Annotated in this window: 18 protein-coding genes; 13 read left to right on the top strand and 5 right to left on the bottom strand. The window is 59.0% G+C overall.

Annotated elements, in window-relative coordinates:
• Positions 1-29: 29 nt before the first annotated feature.
• The 4 genes from ABIA48_RS10255 to norR all read right to left on the bottom strand — a co-directional run bounded on the left by ABIA48_RS10255 (position 30) and on the right by norR (position 3,739).
• A complete protein-coding gene (locus ABIA48_RS10255) occupies positions 30-356 on the bottom strand; it encodes a hypothetical protein (protein WP_429488395.1) in 327 nt (108 codons plus the stop codon).
• Between the two features lie 172 nt (positions 357-528).
• Positions 529-987, bottom strand: a complete 459-nt coding sequence (locus ABIA48_RS10250; protein WP_429492831.1) for a GNAT family N-acetyltransferase — start codon at positions 985-987, stop codon at positions 529-531.
• 27 nt (positions 988-1,014) lie between these two features.
• Positions 1,015-1,917: a chemotaxis protein CheV gene (locus ABIA48_RS10245; RefSeq protein WP_007986822.1), complete on the bottom strand. Its 903-nt coding sequence runs from the start codon at positions 1,915-1,917 to the stop codon at positions 1,015-1,017.
• A 271-nt stretch (positions 1,918-2,188) separates the two neighbouring features.
• The gene (gene norR / locus ABIA48_RS10240) at positions 2,189-3,739 is read right to left on the bottom strand and encodes a nitric oxide reductase transcriptional regulator NorR (protein WP_429488393.1); all 1,551 of its coding nucleotides are present in this window, start codon (positions 3,737-3,739) and stop codon (positions 2,189-2,191) included.
• Positions 3,740-3,895: 156 nt separating this feature from the next.
• On the opposite strand from norR, the gene hmpA reads away from it, so the two are divergent.
• The 7 genes from hmpA (at position 3,896) to cyoE (ending at position 11,536) form a co-directional block, all read left to right on the top strand.
• Positions 3,896-5,077, top strand: a complete 1,182-nt coding sequence (hmpA, locus tag ABIA48_RS10235) for an NO-inducible flavohemoprotein (protein WP_429488391.1) — start codon at positions 3,896-3,898, stop codon at positions 5,075-5,077.
• A 272-nt stretch (positions 5,078-5,349) separates the two neighbouring features.
• Positions 5,350-5,859, top strand: a complete 510-nt coding sequence (locus ABIA48_RS10230) for a disulfide bond formation protein B (protein WP_033063323.1) — start codon at positions 5,350-5,352, stop codon at positions 5,857-5,859.
• Between the two features lie 839 nt (positions 5,860-6,698).
• Entirely contained in the window at positions 6,699-7,634 is a 936-nt protein-coding gene (cyoA, locus tag ABIA48_RS10225; RefSeq protein WP_204929259.1) for a ubiquinol oxidase subunit II, read from the top strand.
• A gap of 3 nt (positions 7,635-7,637) precedes the next feature.
• A complete protein-coding gene (gene cyoB, locus ABIA48_RS10220) occupies positions 7,638-9,668 on the top strand; it encodes a cytochrome o ubiquinol oxidase subunit I (protein ID WP_429488388.1) in 2,031 nt (676 codons plus the stop codon).
• Positions 9,669-9,671: 3 nt separating this feature from the next.
• Entirely contained in the window at positions 9,672-10,298 is a 627-nt protein-coding gene (locus ABIA48_RS10215) for a cytochrome o ubiquinol oxidase subunit III (protein ID WP_007986828.1), read from the top strand.
• Positions 10,299-10,637 (top strand): cytochrome o ubiquinol oxidase subunit IV, encoded by a 339-nt coding sequence (cyoD, locus tag ABIA48_RS10210; RefSeq protein WP_204929260.1) that lies wholly within the window; start codon positions 10,299-10,301, stop codon positions 10,635-10,637.
• Positions 10,638-10,648: 11 nt separating this feature from the next.
• The gene (gene cyoE, locus ABIA48_RS10205) at positions 10,649-11,536 is read left to right on the top strand and encodes a heme o synthase (protein ID WP_007986830.1); all 888 of its coding nucleotides are present in this window, start codon (positions 10,649-10,651) and stop codon (positions 11,534-11,536) included.
• A gap of 258 nt (positions 11,537-11,794) precedes the next feature.
• Here cyoE and ABIA48_RS10200 read toward each other — a convergent pair whose 3' ends face one another.
• The gene (locus tag ABIA48_RS10200) at positions 11,795-13,213 is read right to left on the bottom strand and encodes a PLP-dependent aminotransferase family protein (RefSeq protein ID WP_429488385.1); all 1,419 of its coding nucleotides are present in this window, start codon (positions 13,211-13,213) and stop codon (positions 11,795-11,797) included.
• Between the two features lie 148 nt (positions 13,214-13,361).
• Here ABIA48_RS10200 and ABIA48_RS10195 point away from each other — a divergent pair, with 148 nt between their 5' ends.
• The 6 genes from ABIA48_RS10195 to ABIA48_RS10170 all read left to right on the top strand — a co-directional run bounded on the left by ABIA48_RS10195 (position 13,362) and on the right by ABIA48_RS10170 (position 19,149).
• On the top strand, positions 13,362-14,462 hold the full coding sequence (locus ABIA48_RS10195) for a hypothetical protein (RefSeq protein ID WP_204929267.1): 1,101 nt from the start codon (positions 13,362-13,364) through the stop codon (positions 14,460-14,462).
• 43 nt (positions 14,463-14,505) lie between these two features.
• On the top strand, positions 14,506-15,786 hold the full coding sequence (locus ABIA48_RS10190) for an ATP-grasp domain-containing protein (RefSeq protein WP_429488383.1): 1,281 nt from the start codon (positions 14,506-14,508) through the stop codon (positions 15,784-15,786).
• A 49-nt stretch (positions 15,787-15,835) separates the two neighbouring features.
• On the top strand, positions 15,836-16,330 hold the full coding sequence (locus tag ABIA48_RS10185) for a RidA family protein (RefSeq protein WP_007986839.1): 495 nt from the start codon (positions 15,836-15,838) through the stop codon (positions 16,328-16,330).
• Positions 16,331-16,414: 84 nt separating this feature from the next.
• The gene (locus ABIA48_RS10180; RefSeq protein ID WP_429488381.1) at positions 16,415-16,900 is read left to right on the top strand and encodes a cupin domain-containing protein; all 486 of its coding nucleotides are present in this window, start codon (positions 16,415-16,417) and stop codon (positions 16,898-16,900) included.
• Between the two features lie 231 nt (positions 16,901-17,131).
• Positions 17,132-17,776, top strand: coding sequence for a glutathione transferase (gene yfcF / locus ABIA48_RS10175; RefSeq protein WP_429488379.1), 645 nt, complete (start codon positions 17,132-17,134; stop codon positions 17,774-17,776).
• A gap of 32 nt (positions 17,777-17,808) precedes the next feature.
• Complete coding sequence (locus ABIA48_RS10170) at positions 17,809-19,149, top strand: KamA family radical SAM protein (protein WP_429488377.1); 1,341 nt, start codon at positions 17,809-17,811, stop codon at positions 19,147-19,149.
• Positions 19,150-19,163: the final 14 nt, after the last annotated feature.

Genomic DNA, 19,163 nt, shown 5'->3' with positions numbered 1-19,163 from the left:
AGCCGCTTTCAAAGCAAGTTACGCGCCATTCAGTTTGCCTTGTCGGCCGGGCGGATAGAGTCCCATTCGGTGACGTACGCGGTTTTGCTCTTTTTGTTGTAGAGGCACAGTTCAGTGCCTTGGGCGCCTTTCATGTGTTTTTGCGGGTACTGGCCCTGGAGCAGGAGCGCGGTGTAGCCGACCCGGTCATCGAACTGCGCGGCGTTGCCGACCGGTTTGCTGTCCTTCAGGCCGCTGGCCTTGGTACAACTGGCAAGTACGGCTTTGTCGTAGGCGGCCCAGGCGTCGGGGCTGGAGGCGTGGGCCTGAGAGGTGAGGGCGGTGAGGCAGAGAAAAGTCAGGGTTGCTGCTTTCATGGTCCAGGCATCCTTGGGGCAGTGACCGAAAGGTGAGTATGCCTGAAGGTTTTGAAGTGGTTGTGCAGGCCCCATCGCGAGCAAGCTCGCTCCCACAGTGGTCGAGTGTGGCCACAGATTTTGTGTACGACGGGTAACCTGTGGGAGCGAGCTTGCTCGCGATGGCGGTGTGTCAGAGTGGAACCGGCTCCCGGCGGACTGCGCGCATCCCGACACTTTCATACAAGCGCCGCGCCCGGTGGTTGTCTTCCAGCACCTTCAAATCCACAAATCCTTCGCGCCGTTGCTGGAACACCTTGAACGCCTGCAACAACAAGGCACGCCCCAATCCACGGCCCTGAAACCGTGGATGCACCACCAGATTCTTGATGTAGGCGCTGGTCCAGCACTGGCACACGCCAACGATGCCTTCGGCATCCTGTGCGATGAAACACAGCGCCGAGTCATATTCCGGGTCGGTTTCGAACTGCCATTGCCACATGTCCAGCGCTGCTACGCGGCCGCCACCTTCGAGGTAACCGAACTCCATCAAACGGTGCACGGCTGCGCCGATTTCGGGGCGGTATTCGCTCAGCTGCAGGCCGGCTGGCCAATCGGCTGGCGGCACGACTACAGAGAGGTCGCGCCGCATCAGCCAGCCAAATTCCTCGGCCAAGACTCAGTAACCTTGCTCGGCGACAGCCTTTGCCGCCGTGATCAGGCATTGGGTCAATTCCGGCGAAGAGAACTTGGTCAGCACCGCATTGGCCCCGGCCAGACGCGCTTTCTCTGCGTTCATCGCACTGTCCAGTGACGTGTGCAGCAGTACATAAAGATGCGCGAAGTCCGGAGTTTCCCGCAGGGTGCGGGTGAAGGCGTAGCCGTCCATCTCCGACATCTCGATGTCCGAGACGATCAGGTTGATCTGCTGCGCAGTGCCTTGCAGATCCAGCAGGCAGTCAATGGCTTCCTTGGCGCTGCGGGCGGTGTGGCATTGCAGGCCGAGGTTACGCAGGGTGTGTACCGATTGCTGCAAGGCGACCTGGCTGTCATCGACCACCAGAATGCGCGCGTTGCCGAGCAATTCGGCGTCTTCCATGCTCAGTTCGGTCGGCGCCATTTCGATTTGTGCCGGGGCGATGCCGTGGATGACTTTTTCGATGTCCAGCACTTGCACCAGGGTGCCGTCGACCGAGGTCACGCCGGTGATGTAGGCGCGCAAACCACCGGAGCCGAAGGGCGGAGGGCGGATGTCGGTGGTCAGGCAATGGACGATCTTGCTCACCGCCTGCACGTGCAGGCCCTGCTTGGAACGGCTGACATCGGTGACGATCAGGCAGCCGCCGTTCGGATCTTCCAGCGGACGCTCGCCAATGGCACGACTGAGGTCGATCACCGACAGCGACGCCCCGCGCAGGGTCGCGATGCCTTTGACGTGAGGGTGTGACTCTGGCAGCCGGGTCAGCGGCGGGCAGGGAATAATTTCACTGACCTTGAGCAGGTTGATCGCCATCAGCTTGCCGCTGCGCAAGGTAAACAGCAGAAGCGAAAGTGAGTCTGCGCGGGCTTTGTTGGAGGACATATGAACCTTCTCAGGAAAAAGGTGACGGGCAATCTCGGGATCGCCGATAACTTCGATGCCGGGTTATCGACTTGTCGAGGGCAGGCTTTAGGGGGAATGCCCATCTCGGACCAAACACAGGACCATTGTGGCGAGGGGGCTTGCCCCCGTTCGGCCGCGCAGCGGTCGTAAATCCAGCGACTCGGTTTGATTGGTGGAAAGCTGGGGCCGCTTCGCGACCCAACGGAGGCAAGCCCCCTCGCCACAAGATTTCACTCGACACTGAAAAACACTATTTCATCCCCAACCGCTTGGCCATCCGCCCCAGGTTCGCCCGATCCAGGCCTAGCTCACGCGCCGCGCTGGCCCAGTTGTTGTTATGCCGTTCCAGGCAGGCGCCGATCAGTTGACGCTGATAACGCTCGGTAGCCTCGCGCAAGTCGCCGGTCACTGCTTGCGTTACAAGGGCGGCGGGTTGCTCGGCAGTGGCTTCAACATTGGCGTTGGGCAGATCCAGATCAGTCGCGCTCAGGCTGAGAATCTTCGGCCGTTCCTTGCAGTTGCCCAGCGCTTTCAAGGCGCTGCGGCCGATCAAGTGTTCAAGCTCGCGTACATTGCCGGGCCAGTCGTAGGCCAATAGCGCGGCCTGGGCGTCGCTATTCAGGCGCAGGCTGTTGAGACCCATGCGCGAGCGGTTCTGCTCCAGGAAGTAACCGCTGAGCAGCAACACATCACGCCCGCGATCGCGCAAGGCCGGGACCAGCAGCGGGTAAACACTGAGACGGTGATAGAAATCGGCGCGATAGCGGCCGCTGCGCACTTCTTCGGCGAGGTCACGGTTGGTCGCCGCGATCAGGCGCACGTCGACCTGATGCTCCTTGTCCGAGCCCAGTCGCTGTAATTGACCGCTCTGCAAAACACGCAGCAACTTGGCCTGCACCGTCAACGACAACTCACCGACCTCATCGAGAAACAGCGTGCCGCCATTGGCCAGCTCGAACTTGCCACGGCGGTCGTTCATCGCCCCGGTGAAGGCGCCGCGAACATGACCGAACAACTCGCTTTCCACCAAGGTATCGGGCAATGCGGCGCAGTTGAGGCTGATGATCGGTTTGTCGGCACGGGACGAAGCGTCGTGAATGGCCTGGGCCACCAATTCCTTGCCGACCCCGGTTTCGCCGGTGATCAACACAGTCAGGTCACTGCCGCCCACCAGATTGATTTCTTCCATCAGCCTTTTATGGGCTTTGCTTTGGCCAATCATCTCGCGGTGCTGCTGGCCGCTGGCCTGGCGGTAGACCTCGGCACGCTGATGTTCGTCCTCGACGCGATTGTTCAACCGCTCGATGCGTTCGGCGGCGTTGACGGTGGCGGCGGCAAGGCTGGCGAAGGCTTCCAGCGCGCCCAGTTCGATCGGTTCGAACTGCTCCGGATTGAGGGCATCGAGGGTCAGCAGGCCCCACGGACGCTCGTCGATGAATAACGGGCAACCCATGCAGTCGTGGACTTCCAGATGATCATCCAGGCCATCGACCAGGCCGTCATAAGGGTCGGGCAAGTTGCAGTCGGCAGCGAAGCGGGTCGGGCCGGGGCTGCTAAGCAGCGCTTCGAAACGCGGGTGCTCGCTGACCTTGAAGCGTCGGCCGAGGGTGTCGGTACTCAAGCCGTCGACGGCCAGTGGCACCAACCATTCGTCATCGAGGCGCAGCAGCGCGGCGGCGTCGCACGGGAGCAGGGCGCGCATGGCTTCCAGCAGGCGTCGATAACGCTCGCCTTCGGGCAGTTCGCGGGACAGGTCGGCGACCAGGGGCAGCAGGGCGGTGAGCAAGGGTTTTGCAGTCATAGTGACTCCGTGTAGTCGGTATGACTATAAGCCAGGCAGTGTCTAAATGACTATGTTGTTATTAACATGTTGATTTACAACGATTAAATAGTTGGCATGGAAACTGATAAGCAAAGGGTAACCCGTTAGCAACCCAAGAACTCCAGGAGTCACCTTATGCTGAGCGTTCAAGACCGTGCCATCGTCAAATCCACCGTGCCGCTGCTCGAAAGCGGTGGTGAAGCGCTGATCACGCACTTCTACCGCATGATGCTCTCCGAATACCCGGAAGTCCGCCCGCTGTTCAACCAGGCCCACCAGGCCAGCGGTGACCAGCCGCGTGCCCTGGCCAACGGCGTATTGATGTATGCGCGCCATATCGACCAACTCGACCAGTTGGGCGACCTGGTGGCGAAGATCATCAACAAGCACGTGGCCCTGCAGATCTTGCCGGAACATTACCCGATTGTTGGCAGCTGCCTGCTGCGAGCGATCGCCGAAGTATTGGGCGAAGAGATCGCCACCCCTGAAGTGATCGCGGCCTGGGGCGCGGCCTACGGCCAACTGGCGGACATCCTGATCGGTGCCGAAGCCAGCGTCTACGACCAAAAAGAACAGGCCCACGGCGGCTGGCGCGGGGCGCGGGAATTCATCCTGGTAGATAAGGTCGAGGAAAGCGCCGAGATCACTTCGTTCTACTTCGAACCCGCCGACAAAGGCCCGATCCTGGCGGCAGAACCCGGCCAGTACATCGGCATGAAACTGATCCTCGATGGTGAAGAGATTCGCCGTAACTACTCGCTGTCGGCGCTGGCGAACAAAGGCCAGTACCGCATCAGCGTCAAGCGTGAAGCCGGTGGCCGCGCTTCCAACTACCTGCACGACCAGATGCATGTCGGAGCCAGCATCCAGTTGTTCCCGCCATCGGGCGAGTTCATCCTCACCGCCAGCGATAAACCGCTGGTGCTGATCAGCGGCGGTGTCGGCATCACCCCGACCCTGGCGATGCTCGAAGCGGCACTGGAAACCCGGCGGCCGGTGCATTTCATCCACTGTGCGCGCAACGGCAGCGTTCACGCGTTCCGCGACTGGATCGATGGCCTGGCCGAGCGTCATCCGCAGCTCAAGCGTTTTTATTGCTATTCCGAGGACGACGGCGTGAGCCCGGCGGCGCACAAGGTCGGTTTGTTGAGCCAGCAGCAGTTGCATGCATGGCTGCCGGAGCAGCGTGACCTGGATGCTTACTTCCTGGGGCCGAAAGGTTTCATGGCGTCCATCAAGCGTCACCTCAAGGCACTGGGCGTGCCGGAGGCGCAAAGCCGCTACGAGTTCTTCGGGCCGGCAGCGGCCCTGGAGTAAGCGGTTGCGGCGACTCGGGGGACCGAGTCGCCTGCTTCGCGAGCAAGCCCGCTCCCACATTTGATCTGTGAGCGACACGGACCAATGTGGGAGCGGGCTTGCTCGCGAATGCCACACTGCGGTCCTGAATTGAAAAAAACGCTCGAAAGTTAATCCCTTCTTAACCGCCTTATCGTCTATTCCCCCCGAATCCCCCTGACATGCTCCAGACTCTCAAAGGTCCGGGCCAGCGTGTAGACTGGCGGGCAATCGAAATTTTCAAGGGAAACGCGATGAGCGAGGAAACCATGCGGTTGGGGCGTGAACGGCGCTATCTGGTGTTGCTGGGCATCATTTGCCTGGCGCTGATCGGCGGCGCGCTGTACATGCAAATTGTTCTGGGCGAGGCACCTTGCCCGCTGTGCATCCTGCAACGTTACGCGTTGCTGCTGATCGCGATCTTTGCCTTCATTGGCGCCGCCATGCGCACCCGTCGCAGCATCACGGTGTTTGAAACCCTGGTGGTGATCTGCGCGCTGGCAGGCGTCGGCGTTGCCGGGCATCACGTCTATACGCAGTTCTATCCGGCTGTCAGCTGCGGCATCGATGTGTTGCAACCGATTGTCGATGGTCTACCGCTGGCGAAGATTTTCCCGTTGGGCTTCCAGGTCGATGGTTTCTGCTCCACGCCGTATCCGCCGATCCTCGGTCTGTCGCTGGCGCAGTGGGCGCTGGTTGCCTTCGTGCTGATCGTGGTGCTGGTGCCGCTGCTGACTTCGCGTAACCGCAAGGCGCTGCGCTGAGATCCTCTGTCGACACGCATTGTCGGACAAAAAATGCCCCGGTCCCCGATGAGAGGTCCGGGGCATTTTGCGCTTGAAGAACGCACTTCAGAGGCCGGGTAAAAAGTCCCTGATGTGTGGCAGCCAAGGGTGCGACACATGTGCGACATGTTGTCACAGAGCGCGTGTCGCAGGGCATTCGCCGGAGACGGATTGGCGCGTGGATGCGTAACGAAATTGGCCAATATTCAGCGTTGCCGATGTTCGCCGGATCGAGCTGAAGCAGGCAGTTTTAACAGGCATCGGCGAATTGCCAGAGCCCTTGTCATATCGGGGTTTGGGCGACATCGATAGAGGTGTGCAAGCTTTCGATACTGTCTGAACTGCGGGTGGTAGGCCTACTTATTTTGGTGTTTTTGTTGAGAATCAATTTCGATAAGATGCGCCACTTTTGCGGAATTGGTTAATGATTGTTGCCGCATCGGATAAAAATTATTTCGGGATGAGACATGGTTTATGAAACGCTACATAACTACAATCGCCCGCACTGAATACCCGACACTGCTCAATCCTTAACCAGGAGTCAGGCAGAAAGGGTGTCGAGAGGTCCAGTGGCTTCATGCGACGCCCTGGTGTCGGAGCCTCCAAAACTACCCGCACCAAATGGAATTGGTCTGTAACAAGGCCTTTGACCACGAATTCGAATAAGAACTCGCCGCAGGCCCAGGATTTGTCGAAACGCGTCTGACGCACGACGGGCATGCCCTTATTCAATCCAAGAAAATGCCAACCCTTGGCAGGGTGAAGTGTTGGCGATCAAAACCCAACTGCATTGCGCAAGCTGCTTTAGAGGTCGTGAGATGAGTAAAAACAGGTACCCCAGACTACTAGGCTTATTGCCGCTGATCGGCACATTGTTGCTGTCAGGCTGCAACATGACCTTGCTCAATCCCAAGGGCCAGGTTGGTCTGGACGAGCGAAACCTGATCATCACCGCAACGCTGCTGATGCTGTTGGTCGTGGTTCCGGTCATCATCATGACCTTCTTGTTCGCCTGGAAATACCGCGCGTCCAACACCAACGCTACCTACACCCCGAAATGGAACCACTCCACCAAGATCGAGATCGCGGTGTGGGCTGTTCCAGTGCTGATCATCATTGCCCTGGGTTACGTCACCTACAAGTCGACCCACGCCCTGGACCCGTACAAGCCACTGGAATCCGACGTGAAGCCGGTGACCATCGAAGTGGTCGCACTGGACTGGAAGTGGCTGTTCATCTACCCGGAACAAGGCATCGCCACGGTCAACAAGATCGTGTTCCCGGCGCACACCCCGGTCAACTTCAAGATCACTTCCGACGCCGTGATGAACTCGTTCTTCATCCCTGCTCTGGGTGGCCAGATCTACGCGATGGCGGGCATGCAGACCAAGCTGCACCTGATCGCCAACGAAAACGCTGAAATGGACGGTATCTCCGCCAACTACAGCGGCGCTGGTTTCACCGGTATGAAATTCAAAGCGATCGCAACGACTCAGGAAGATTTCGACGCCTGGGTAAGTGAAGTCAAAAAGGCACCTAAACAGCTTGAACAAGCTGAATACGCAGCCCTTTCCAAGCCAAGCCAGAACAACCCAGTCGAGCTCTACTCCTCGGTGACGCCGAACCTGTTCCAGACCATCGTCGACAAGTACGAAGGCATGAAACCGGGTCCTAAGGTGCACCACGAGAAGAAAGAGAAAGAAGTGGCCGCTACGGACATGAACTCGCATTCAGCTGCCGGGGCAGAGGAGTAAACGATGTTTGGTAAATTAAGTTGGGAAGCGATCCCGTTCCACGAGCCAATTGTCATGGTGACCATCTCCATGATCGCGCTCGGTGGTCTGGCGTTGTTCGCTGCAATCACCTACTTCAAGAAGTGGACCTACCTGTGGACCGAGTGGCTGACGTCGGTCGACCACAAGAAAATCGGCGTGATGTACATCGTCGTCGCCATGGTCATGCTGCTACGCGGCTTTGCCGACGCCATCATGATGCGTACCCAGTTGGCCATGGCCACCGAGGGTTCGCCTGGCTACCTGCCACCTGAACACTATGACCAGATCTTCACCGCTCACGGTGTGATCATGATCATCTTCATGGCGATGCCATTCTTCACCGGCCTGATGAACCTTGCAGTGCCGCTGCAGATCGGCGCGCGTGACGTTGCCTACCCGTTCCTGAACTCCCTGAGCTTCTGGCTGCTGGTTTCCGGCGTGGTGCTGATCAACCTGTCCCTGGGCGTCGGCGAATTCGCCAAGACCGGCTGGGTTGCCTATCCGCCGCTGTCGGGTCTGCAATACAGCCCTGGCGTGGGGATGGATTACTACATCTGGGCGCTACAGCTATCGGGTCTGGGGACAACGCTGACGGGGGTCAACTTCCTGGCCACCGTACTGAAAATGCGTACCCCTGGCATGAAGCTGATGGACATGCCGATCTTCACCTGGACTTGCACCTGGGCCAACGTCCTGATCGTGGCTTCGTTCCCGATCCTGACCGCCACCCTGGCGCTGCTGACGCTTGACCGTTACATGGATTTCCACATTTTCACCAATGAACTTGGTGGCAATCCGATGATGTACGTCAACCTGTTCTGGGCTTGGGGTCACCCTGAGGTTTACATCCTGATTCTGCCGGCGTTCGGTATCTTCTCCGAGGTCATCTCGACGTTCACCGGCAAGAAACTGTTCGGCCACCACTCGATGGTCTACGCATCGGGCGCGATCTCGATCCTGGGCTTCATGGTTTGGCTGCACCACTTCTTCACCATGGGTTCGGGTGCCAGCGTCAACGCCTTCTTCGGTCTGGCGACGATGCTGATTTCCATCCCGACGGGTGTGAAGCTATTCAACTGGCTGTTCACCATCTACCAGGGCCGTCTGCGCTTCACCAGCCAGGTTCTATGGACCCTGGGCTTCATGGTGACCTTCGCCATCGGCGGCATGACCGGCGTATTGCTGGCCATCCCGGGTGCCGACTTCGTTCTGCACAACAGCCTGTTCGTGATCGCGCACTTCCATAACGTGATCATCGGCGGTGCGGTATTCGGTTACATCGCCGGTTTCGGTTTCTACTTCCCTAAAGCGTTCGGCTTCAAGCTGCACGAAGGTTGGGGCAAGGCAGCATTCTGGTTCTGGATCTCCGGCTTCTTCGTCGCGTTCATGCCGCTCTACGCTCTGGGCTTCATGGGCATGACCCGTCGTCTGAACGCCACCACCAACCCTGAGTGGGTGCCGTACCTGTACGTCGCCATGTTCGGTGCGGTGATGATCGCTGTGGGCATCGCTTGCCAGCTGATCCAGCTCTACGTCAGCGTGCGTGACCGCAACAAGCCGGAAAACATGTGCGAACACGGCGATCCGTGGAATGCACACACCCTGGAATGGTCGACCTCGTCGCCACCACCGTTCTACAACTTCGCTGTTCTGCCAAAAGCCGACGTGGTCGATCCGTTCACCGAAGCCAAGGAAAACGGCACTGCATACAAGGCTCCGGCCAAGTACGAACCGATCCACATGCCAAACAACACCGCGACCGGTGTGGTCATGGGCGCACTGTTGACCGTGTTCGGTTTCGCGATGATCTGGCACATCTGGTGGCTGGCAATCGCGGGTCTCGCCGGCACCGTGATCTACTTCGTGATCCACGCGGCCCGTGATGATCAAGGCTACTACGTGCCGGTCGACGTGATCGAGCGCATCGAAGCCGAGCAGCACAAGCGTCTGGTAGCAGCCGGGAAAGTCCCAGCCACTGCCACCCGTGTTGAAACCTCGTTGGAACAGGCTTAAACCATGTCGAACTTAGTGACCAATGCTGGACACACCCATGTCGATGGACATGGGCATGATGACCATCACCACGATTCGGGCGAGATGACCGTATTCGGTTTCTGGCTCTACCTGATGACCGACTGCATTCTGTTTGCGTCGATCTTCGCAGCGTACGCGGTACTGGTTAACAACGTAGCGGGTGGCCCGTCGGGCCACGACATCTTCGAGCTGCCATACGTGCTGGGCGAAACCGCTCTGCTGTTGTTCAGTTCGATCACCTACGGCTTCGCCATGCTGGCGTTCTTCCGTGGCAACAAGAAGCAGGTCCTGGGCTGGCTGGCCCTGACCTTCCTGTTCGGTGCCGGCTTCATCGGCATGGAGATCAACGAGTTCCACATGTTGATCTCCGAAGGCTACGGCCCTAGCCGCAGCGGCTTCCTGTCCGGGTTCTTCACCCTGGTCGGCACCCACGGTCTGCACGTGACCAGCGGTCTGATCTGGATGGCGATCATGATGTATCAGGTGCAGAAAAACGGCCTGACGGCGACCAACAAGACCCGTCTGAGCTGCCTGAGCCTGTTCTGGCACTTCCTGGACGTTGTGTGGATCTGTGTATTCACGGTTGTTTATCTGATGGGGACTATGTAAATGGCTAACGCTCATTCCCACCATGGCCACGACGACGCCGGTCACGGCAGCGTCAAGTCCTACGTCATTGGCTTCGTCCTGTCGGTAATCCTGACCCTGATTCCATTCGGTCTGGTGATGTACCCGTCGCTGCCGAAGTCGATCACTCTGTTGATCGTCCTGGCATTCGCGGTCATTCAGGTGCTGGTGCACCTGGTGTACTTCCTCCACCTGGACCGTTCGGCCGCGCAGCGTAACAACGTGATTGCGTTTGTCTTTGCCGCGATCGTGATTGTCCTGCTGGTTGGCTTGTCGCTGTGGATCATGTTCAGCATCCACACGTTCATGATGGCGAAGTGAGGTAGATCCGCATGTCCCTTAAGCACTTTATCCAAATCACCAAACCGGGGATCATTTTCGGTAACGTGCTTTCTGTGGCAGGCGGATTTTTCCTGGCCTCCAAAGGGCATGTCGATCTGGCCATTTTCCTGGCCGCCATGATCGGCACGTCCCTGGTGGTTGCCTCCGGTTGCGTGTTCAACAACTGCATCGACCGCGACATCGACCTGAAGATGGAACGCACCAAGAACCGGGTGCTGGTCCAGGGCTTGATCTCCCTGAAACTGGCCCTGATCTATGCGACCGTCCTGGGTGTCGCCGGCGTTGCCCTGTTGTACAAGGTGGCCAACCCGTTGGCCGCGCTGTTCGCGGTGATCGGCTTCGTCATCTACGTCGGCTTCTACAGCCTGTACCTCAAGCGCAAGTCGGTTCACGGCACGCTGGTGGGCAGTCTGTCGGGCGCGATGCCGCCGGTGATCGGCTACGTCGCAGTGAGCAACACTTTCGACATGGCCGCACTGACCCTGCTGGTGATGTTCAGCCTGTGGCAGATGCCGCATTCCTACGCCATCGCGATCTTCCGCTTCAACGATTACCTGGCCGCATCGATTCCGGTGCTGCCAGTGAAGCGCGGGATCCAGGTGGCCAAGAAGCACATCCTGATCTACATCCTGGCCTTCCTCGTGGCGACCTTGATGCTGACCTTCAGCGGCTACGCCGGCATGAGCTACCTCGCCGTCGCCGCGGCCATGGGCATGTACTGGCTGTACATGGCCTGGACCGGCTACAAGGCAGTGGATGACACGGTCTGGGCACGCAAGCTGTTCGTGTTCTCGATCTTCACCATTACCGCGTTGAGCGTGATGATGTCCCTGGACTTCAAAGTGCCGACGGAGTTGTTGCTGACGTACGCGCCGTAAGCGTCGGATGCTGAATTGAAAAGCCCCGCCTTCGAGAGAAGAGCGGGGCTTTTTGTTGGTGTTTCAAATGAATCGAGTTGCCGCCATCGCGAGCAAGCTCGCTCCCACATTGGATCGGTGGTGCCGCCAGTTTTAAGTGCGACGCTGAACCCTTGTGGGAGCGGGCTTGCTCGCGAAGGCGGTGTGTCAGGCAATATTGATGCTGGATGTGACGGCCTCTTCGCGAGCAAGCCCGCTCCCACAGGATTAGGGGCTCAGTTATTTATTTTGTGTTTCGAGCAGGCGGAAAAACCGCTCGCGCACCTGCAGGCTGTCGCTGTGGGCTACGTTGAAGCGCAGGAACTGACTGGCATTCGGGGCTTTGCTCAGCAAGGTGCCCGGCGCCAATACCATATTGTTCTCCAGGCCTTGTCGAGCCAGGTTCTCGGCGTGCAGGCCCTCCGGCAATCGCGCCCAGATAAACACGCCCTCGCCGGGCAACGAGGAAAGCGAACACCCGGCTTCCGCCAACCAACCGGCCACACGGCTGTTGGATTCATACAACCGATCCACCGTGCGCCGCGCATGTTTGGCATAGCTGCCATCGCTGAGCATGGTGCACGTAATCTGCTCTGCCAGCTCCGAGGTCACGCCACCGCAGGCCATTTTCAGCGCGACCATGCGTGCCGCCAGTTGCGGTGACAGCACGGTGTAGCTGACGCGGCTGTTGGCGGTCAGGGTCTTGGAGAAACCGGAGACATAACTCACGTTGTCCAGCCCGCTCGCCGCCAGGCGCGGGGTGCGGCGTTGCTGGATGTCGCAGTACAAATCGTCTTCGACAATGTGGAAGCCATGGCGGTGGCTCAGTTCCAGCAAGCGGTAGACCTGGGCCGGGGTGAACGAGTGGCCGGTGGGGTTATGCAACGTGCTGTTGGTCATGTACAGCACGGGTTTGTGGGCGATCAGCAGTTGCTCGAACGCGTCGAGGTCCATGCCGTCGCAATCCCGGGCGATGGTGATGACCCTGGCCCCGTGCAACGCCAGGTTGGCGTGCATGTTGAAATAGCAGGGGTCGTCGAGCAGCACGGTGTCGCCGGGTTTGACCAGCAGGCGCATCAGCAGGTCGATGGCCTGCATGGTGTTGGCGGTGGTGATGATCTGATCCACCGGCGCTTCGATGCCGAAAGTCGCCAGCTTGACCCGCAAGGCCTGGCGCAACGGCAAGTAACCGCCCGCCACGCCGTACTCGCCCATGCGCAACGACGTCGCTCGCAGGGTGCCGCGCACGGCTTTCTGCAATTCTTCGGCGGGCAGCCAGGAGGTCGGCAGAAACCCGCAGCCGGGGCGCAACGCGCCGTTGTCCAGCAACAGGGCACGGCGTACCACGCTGAGGGTGTCCTGGGGTTGCAGGTCCGGGCCGGTGCCACTTTTCAGCGCCGCTTCGGAGCGATGCACGTAATGCCCCGAGCCCTGGCGCGACACCACCAGACCCTTGGCCCGCAAGCGGTCCAGCGCATCGACCACCGTGGATTTGCCCACGTTCATCAAGTCGGAGAGTTCGCGAATCGGCGGCAGCTTGGCGCCGTGGGGCAGGCCGCCCGTGCTGATGGCCTGGGTCAGTTGATCGACGATCTGCTGCACCAGCGGCGCGCCGGGCTGGAATTCAATGGCGGCAATGACTGCACGTTGAACCTGCATTTTACTGGTCTCTCCGGCAGTAAAGTTCGTTGGATTCTATACGAACTTGCTCTGATCAGGACAAGCCTCTGTCTCTACCATGCCCTTACAGACTTTTCTGATGGTCGACCTTTACTGGGCGGCAATCGCGTGGTTCATGAGGTGTTGCATGAGTGTCGAAACAACGATCGCGGTCGCTAAACCGGTCATCAACCTGCGTTTGTTCACGATCCGGATCATCACCGCCGTGTCGCTGTTCGCAGTGCTGGGCAAGGCCAACGTCTGGCTCGACACCGCCACCAACAGCATTCTGGCCCTCGGATATCGCGCCTTGTTGCTGCTGTTGCCCCTGACTTTGCTGGTGCTTGGTCGTCGCTCCCTGAGCGTCACGCTACTGTGTGCCGGGCTCGGCCTGGTATTGCTGGCACTGACCAGCAATCAAGGCATGGTGATGTTTGCTGCCGCACTGTTTGCCTACGGCATTGCCATTGCCGGTTACCTGATCAAGAGCGAAGCGGCCCAGACCAAGGAAGGTGCAGCCTACAACCGCGTGGCCATGAACATGGGCAGCCTGGTGGCCGGTTTGATCCTGTTGTCGCCGCTACTCACCCCGACCATGTTTTTCCTCGGCGCGGCGGCCTTCGTGTTGCTGTGCCTGCCGATCGCCCTCGGTGCGACCTTCACCAGCGAACCGGTGGTAGCCCGCCCGGCCAGTCAGGTCGGTAGCAACTGGGGCAACAAGCTGCCGTGGGTGATCGCCGGGATCATCATGGGCATCAAGCTGTTCGGGGTGTTCTCGATCCTGCCGCAAGCGATTCTGCTCAAGACTGGTGAATTGCCAGCCTGGTACGGCTTGATGCTGATCCTCAACAGCGCCGTGGTGGTGTTTGCCCAGGTGCCGGTGATGAAACTGATCGAGCGCACCGGGCGCTTCAAGGTCGTGGCGGTGATCGGGATCATCGTCGGTGGCTTTGCCGTGCTGTCTTCACCCGCCGCGTTCCACGTCGAAACCCTCGCCGGTGCACTGATCTGGGTGGCGCTGCTGTCCATCGCCGAATGTGCGTTCAGCTACCTCGATTACTTTTCGGTCAAGCAGAACAACATGTTCGTCAAGGAGGTATCCCTGGGCGTCGGGGCCGGGTTGACGGTGTTGATCATGCGGGTTGTGCCGGCGCCATACAACGCGCTGGTGCTGGCCGTTATCGGGGCCGGAGGGATCCTGGCCTGGTACTGGCTCAACCGTAAATCCAATGCGTCGTTGCATGACTGAGTCATCGCAGTTGCGATTTTCACTTTGCAAGTCGGGGGACATCATGAATACGACTTCATGCGTAGTAGTGGTCGGTTACAACGGCAATCGGGTTCACGATATCCAGAAACTGCGCGAGCTGTGCAAGTCGCTCTACAACGCCAGGCTCATCCTGCTGGTCGAGAAAATTCAGCTCCATGACGACCAGGTGGCCGATCACGTTTGCAGCACTTCACTGGCCGAGAAGGATGTGACGACATCCCTTGAACTGGTGGTGGGGTGCCTGAACGCCGACAGCTGGAGGCTGATCGGCGTACTGCCGTTCTCCGATCGTGGTGTGCTGCTCGGTGCAGCGCTGGCCAGTCACTTCGGCCTGCCGGGCATTACCCCGGACGAAGCGCGGGCGGGCCTGGACAAGCAGATCTTTCGCCGGCTTGAAGCGGCGGCCTGCACCTCACCCGAAGAGTATCGACCGGTGTTTTCCGTGCGGGTCGGAAGTTTGCCGGAACTGCGCCAAAGGGTCGTCGAACTGGGCGGCAGGGCCTTCATAAAACCGGCCTGCGAAGGCGCCAGCCGAGGCTGTCGCGTCATCCATCACCCTTCGGAATGCGATGACGCCTGGCTCGCCCTGAAGCCTTATCGTGAAGGCGGCATCGTCCTTGAAGAGCTGGTGCAGAACGCCCGCGAATACAGCTGGGACTGCGTGGCCGGCAGCACCTGGGTCACTGAAAAAACCACCACCGAAGGCGCCTACCGCGCGGAGATCCAGCAAGTCGTACCGGCACCGCTTCCGGCTGAGATACAGGCGCGTTTGTTGGCAGCCGGCCGGCATATGTCCGGTTTGGTGTCCGGGGACAATGGTGCCTGGCACAACGAAGTGTTCCTGCGCAGCGACAACCTGACCTCCGCAGTGGAAACCAACATGCGTCCCGGCGGCATGCACATCTGGGACCTGGCCAAACGATCCTTCGTCAATTTCGATCCGTGGGAGCGCTGGGTGCGCTGGGCGGTGGAAGGCAAGACTGAACAATATGAGCCAGTGGCTCGCGGCTACTGCGGCATTCGCCTGCTCAGGGCACCGACCGGCGGCATCCTGCGTGCAACGCCTGATATCGAGGCCCTGGCCCGCGCACTGCGTATCGACCTGGTGGAAGGGCAGTACGCCAAACGTATCGGCGACTCGGTCAGCGCGTTGGTCAAAGACAACTTCTCATTCATCGGTCACATCGTGTTGTTCAACGAACACTACGAGCAACTGAGCAACGACCTGTTGCGCCTGGCCGAGGCAATTGAGTCCCGTATTGACGTCACTTGCCAGGCACCGGCCACCCGCGCCGTGTGTTGAGCCCGCAAGGACCAGGATTTTTGCATTACTGATTAAGAGGATTCGATCAATGATCCAGCACATGACCTGCGATGAACGCTTCATCGCCCTGGCCAAAGAGTTTGGTTATGACATTTACGGCGAAAACACCGCAGGCGGGCATTACGCGCCGCTGATCCGCCATCACGATGAGCTGTACATCAGCGGCCTGGTGCCGCGCATGAACGGCAAAATCCATTACCCTGGCCGGGTCGGGCTGGACCTCAATATGGCCGATGCGCAAGCGGCGGCCAGCATCAGCGCGATGCGCGGCCTGGCGCTGATCGTCGATGCCATTGGTTCGCTGGACAAGATCAAGTCATTGATCCGGGTAACGGTCTATGTGAAGTCCACGGCGGATTTTGTCGATTTAAGCGAAGTAGCTAACGGCGCCTCGGATGTGTTCAGCCATGTACTTGGCGATGCCGGTAAACATACACGTACCACGATAGGTGTGTATCAGTTACCCAAGAATGCGGCGATTGAAGTGGACATGATCGCCGCCTTGCGCCCATCGGTTCTATAAATTATTCCCCCGGCTTTACAGCGCTGAACCGTTAACTTAAGGTTTAGCGCTAAAGTATGGGGAATAAAAAGAAAGGGCGTGTGAATGGATAACTTTCAAGGTGCGTTTTTTTCATATAAGGATTTTCGTCAGAGCCTGCATCATCGACCGTCAAGTCCCAAGGTATGGAAAGGCACCGAACTAACGGATTTGCGTCAATCCCTTGAAGCCAGCGACGTTGATATTGTCGCGTTGGCTCACGACAAGAGCATTGAGGGCTGTGAAGTGACACCTGGGATGGCGATCGCCATGCAATGGCTGAACCCAGGCGTAACGCTCAATGGCCATGCCCATTCCTGGTGGCATCTGTTTGTCATCCAGTGCGGCAGCGGCGTGCTGACCCTCGGCGATGCCGATGAGGTCAACGTCAGCAGCGGCGACGTGCTGCTGGTGCCGGCCTGGACCCGGCATGGCTTCGTCAACACCAGCAAACACGAGCCTCTGGCGATGCTGAACATGAGCAACATGCCACAAATGGCACTGCTTTCGAACTTCGCCGACAGCCATGGCCTGATCACCACCCAGCCGTAATTTCCCGCCGAATCAGCCCAGGGAGCCAACCTTCGTTGGCTCCCTTTTTTGTTTTACAGGCCTGCCCCCGTATCCCCCGTTGCAGCGGTTTTGGCTGCGTGTCTGCCGGTAAAAAACAACTTTCTGTATCGATTGAAACGGGCAGATTCTGTATCTATTCAGCCTTCGTTCAACTAACTACGATCACTTCAAATGCACGTTAATCCCTACAGTCGGTGAATGGAGTGTTCTATGGAAAACAGGAAGCTAAAACTGTACGTTGGCGCTGATTATGTCAGCGCTTTCGCAATGTCGGCTTTTGTCGCGCTCAAGGAAAAGCAACTTTCATTTGAACTTGTTACGGTTGATCTAAAGGCTCGTGAGAACTATCTGGCGAGTTATCGCGATCTTTCGCTGACATGCAAGATTCCCACGTTAGTTCACGACAATTTTGCCTTGTCGGAATCATCGGCGATTGCCGAATACCTCGATGAACTTTCCCCGGGGCATAAAAAACTTTATCCACAGGACCTCCAGCAGCGCGCCCGTGCCCGTCAATTGCAGGCCTGGTTGCGCAGTGACTTGCTGGTGGTACGCAAGGAGCGCCCGTTTGACCTGGTTTACTTCGGTAAAAAAGATGCGCCCCTGAGCGCCGATGCCCAAGCCGCCGTCGAGCGCTTGTTCTTCGCCGCCGACCATTTGCTGGAAGAGGGTGCCGAGCATCTGTTCGGTGACTGGAGCATTGCCGACACCGACCTGGCAATCATGCTCAACCGACTGGTTGCCAACGGCGATCCAGTGCCTGCCCGGCTCGCAGCCTATGTGCGTCGCCAGTGGGATCGCGACAGCGTCCGGGCGTGGATGGACATAGAGCGCAAAGCGCCGGCCATCGCCTAACAACACTCAGGGCAATCACCAGGAGCGCGGCCATGCAAGGACTGTCGGAGCACGAACGCTACAAACCCTATAACTCACGCACTATCCGCGATACACCTTACTGGCACAAGCTGACGCCGGCGTTGCAGGAGGCCATGACCGTCGTGGCCCGGGTCATGCCGTTTCGTACCAATGAATACGTGCTGGGCACGCTGATCGACTGGAACAACATTCCGGACGATCCGGTTTTCCGCATGACCTTTCCCCACAAGGACATGTTGCTGCCAGAGGAATATGCCTCGCTCAAGCAACTGATCGAACTGGATGACAGCGCGGCGATCAAGCGCCGGATCGAGGCGATCTGGCTGCGTATGAACCCGCATCCGGCCGGACAGTTGACCCACAACGGCGTCACGCTCAACGGCAAAGTCCTGCCGGGCATCCAGCACAAGTACCGCGAGACCGTACTGTTTTTCCCCGGCGCCGGTCAGACCTGTCACGCCTACTGCACCTTCTGTTTCCGCTGGGCGCAGTTCATCGGTGATGAAGAACTCAAGTTCAATGCCCGTGAGTCCCAGGAACTGGTGAGTTACCTGAAGGTGCACAGCGAAGTGACAGACGTGCTGATTACCGGCGGCGACCCGATGATCATGAACACCCGCTCGCTGGCCGGTTACATCGAACCGCTGCTGGATTTGCCACACCTGAAGAGCATCCGCATCGGCACCAAATCCGTGGCGTACTGGCCGCAGCGTTTTGTCAGCGACACGGATGCGCCCGAGCTGCTGGAGTTGTTCCAGCGTATCGTCGCGGCGGGTAAAAACCTGTCGATCATGGGCCACTACAACCACCCGGTGGAGATCCGCCAGGCCATTGCCCGCCAGGCTATCGAACGCATTCGCTCGACGGGCGCGACGCTGCGCATGCAGGCGCCGGTGATCCGTCACATTAACGAAAACCCCGCCGATTGGGCCGCGCTGTGGACCGAAGGCGTGCGGCTCGGGGCCGTGCCTTATTACATGTTCGTCGAGCGTGACACCGGCCCCAGCCACTACTTCGCGATGCCACTGGCCCGGGCCTTCGAGATCTTTCAGGCCGCATACCGCACGGTATCCGGGCTGGCGCGCACAGTGCGCGGGCCGTCCATGAGCACCTTCTACGGCAAGGTGTTGATCAACGGCATCGAGACCGTCGCCGGAGAAAAGGTCTTTGTCTTGCAGTTCCTCCAGGCACGCAACCCGCAATGGGTGTTGCGCACGTTCTATGCGCGCTTTGATCCGCAAGTGACCTGGTTCGACGACTTGCAGCCGGCTTTCGGCGAGCGTTCGTTCTTCTTTCAGACCGAGCTCGCCGCCGTGCCGGAATTGATACCGGTGTTGCTGGAAACGGCGTAGGAAAAATCAACAGC

This window comes from Pseudomonas sp. S30_BP2TU TE3576, assembly GCF_050436025.1.
GTDB lineage: Bacteria > Pseudomonadota > Gammaproteobacteria > Pseudomonadales > Pseudomonadaceae > Aquipseudomonas.
This window is presented reverse-complemented; position numbering and strand designations above follow the sequence as displayed.

Coding starts and splice junctions, on each gene's coding strand:
- ABIA48_RS10255 (WP_429488395.1), bottom strand. CDS start 356: ATGAAAGCAGCAACCCTGACTTTTCTCTGCCTCACCGCCCTCACCTCT.
- ABIA48_RS10250 (WP_429492831.1), bottom strand. CDS start 987: ATGCGGCGCGACCTCTCTGTAGTCGTGCCGCCAGCCGATTGGCCAGCC.
- ABIA48_RS10245 (WP_007986822.1), bottom strand. CDS start 1,917: ATGTCCTCCAACAAAGCCCGCGCAGACTCACTTTCGCTTCTGCTGTTT.
- norR (WP_429488393.1), bottom strand. CDS start 3,739: ATGACTGCAAAACCCTTGCTCACCGCCCTGCTGCCCCTGGTCGCCGAC.
- hmpA (WP_429488391.1), top strand. CDS start 3,896: ATGCTGAGCGTTCAAGACCGTGCCATCGTCAAATCCACCGTGCCGCTG.
- ABIA48_RS10230 (WP_033063323.1), top strand. CDS start 5,350: ATGAGCGAGGAAACCATGCGGTTGGGGCGTGAACGGCGCTATCTGGTG.
- cyoA (WP_204929259.1), top strand. CDS start 6,699: ATGAGTAAAAACAGGTACCCCAGACTACTAGGCTTATTGCCGCTGATC.
- cyoB (WP_429488388.1), top strand. CDS start 7,638: ATGTTTGGTAAATTAAGTTGGGAAGCGATCCCGTTCCACGAGCCAATT.
- ABIA48_RS10215 (WP_007986828.1), top strand. CDS start 9,672: ATGTCGAACTTAGTGACCAATGCTGGACACACCCATGTCGATGGACAT.
- cyoD (WP_204929260.1), top strand. CDS start 10,299: ATGGCTAACGCTCATTCCCACCATGGCCACGACGACGCCGGTCACGGC.
- cyoE (WP_007986830.1), top strand. CDS start 10,649: ATGTCCCTTAAGCACTTTATCCAAATCACCAAACCGGGGATCATTTTC.
- ABIA48_RS10200 (WP_429488385.1), bottom strand. CDS start 13,213: ATGCAGGTTCAACGTGCAGTCATTGCCGCCATTGAATTCCAGCCCGGC.
- ABIA48_RS10195 (WP_204929267.1), top strand. CDS start 13,362: ATGAGTGTCGAAACAACGATCGCGGTCGCTAAACCGGTCATCAACCTG.
- ABIA48_RS10190 (WP_429488383.1), top strand. CDS start 14,506: ATGAATACGACTTCATGCGTAGTAGTGGTCGGTTACAACGGCAATCGG.
- ABIA48_RS10185 (WP_007986839.1), top strand. CDS start 15,836: ATGATCCAGCACATGACCTGCGATGAACGCTTCATCGCCCTGGCCAAA.
- ABIA48_RS10180 (WP_429488381.1), top strand. CDS start 16,415: ATGGATAACTTTCAAGGTGCGTTTTTTTCATATAAGGATTTTCGTCAG.
- yfcF (WP_429488379.1), top strand. CDS start 17,132: ATGGAAAACAGGAAGCTAAAACTGTACGTTGGCGCTGATTATGTCAGC.
- ABIA48_RS10170 (WP_429488377.1), top strand. CDS start 17,809: ATGCAAGGACTGTCGGAGCACGAACGCTACAAACCCTATAACTCACGC.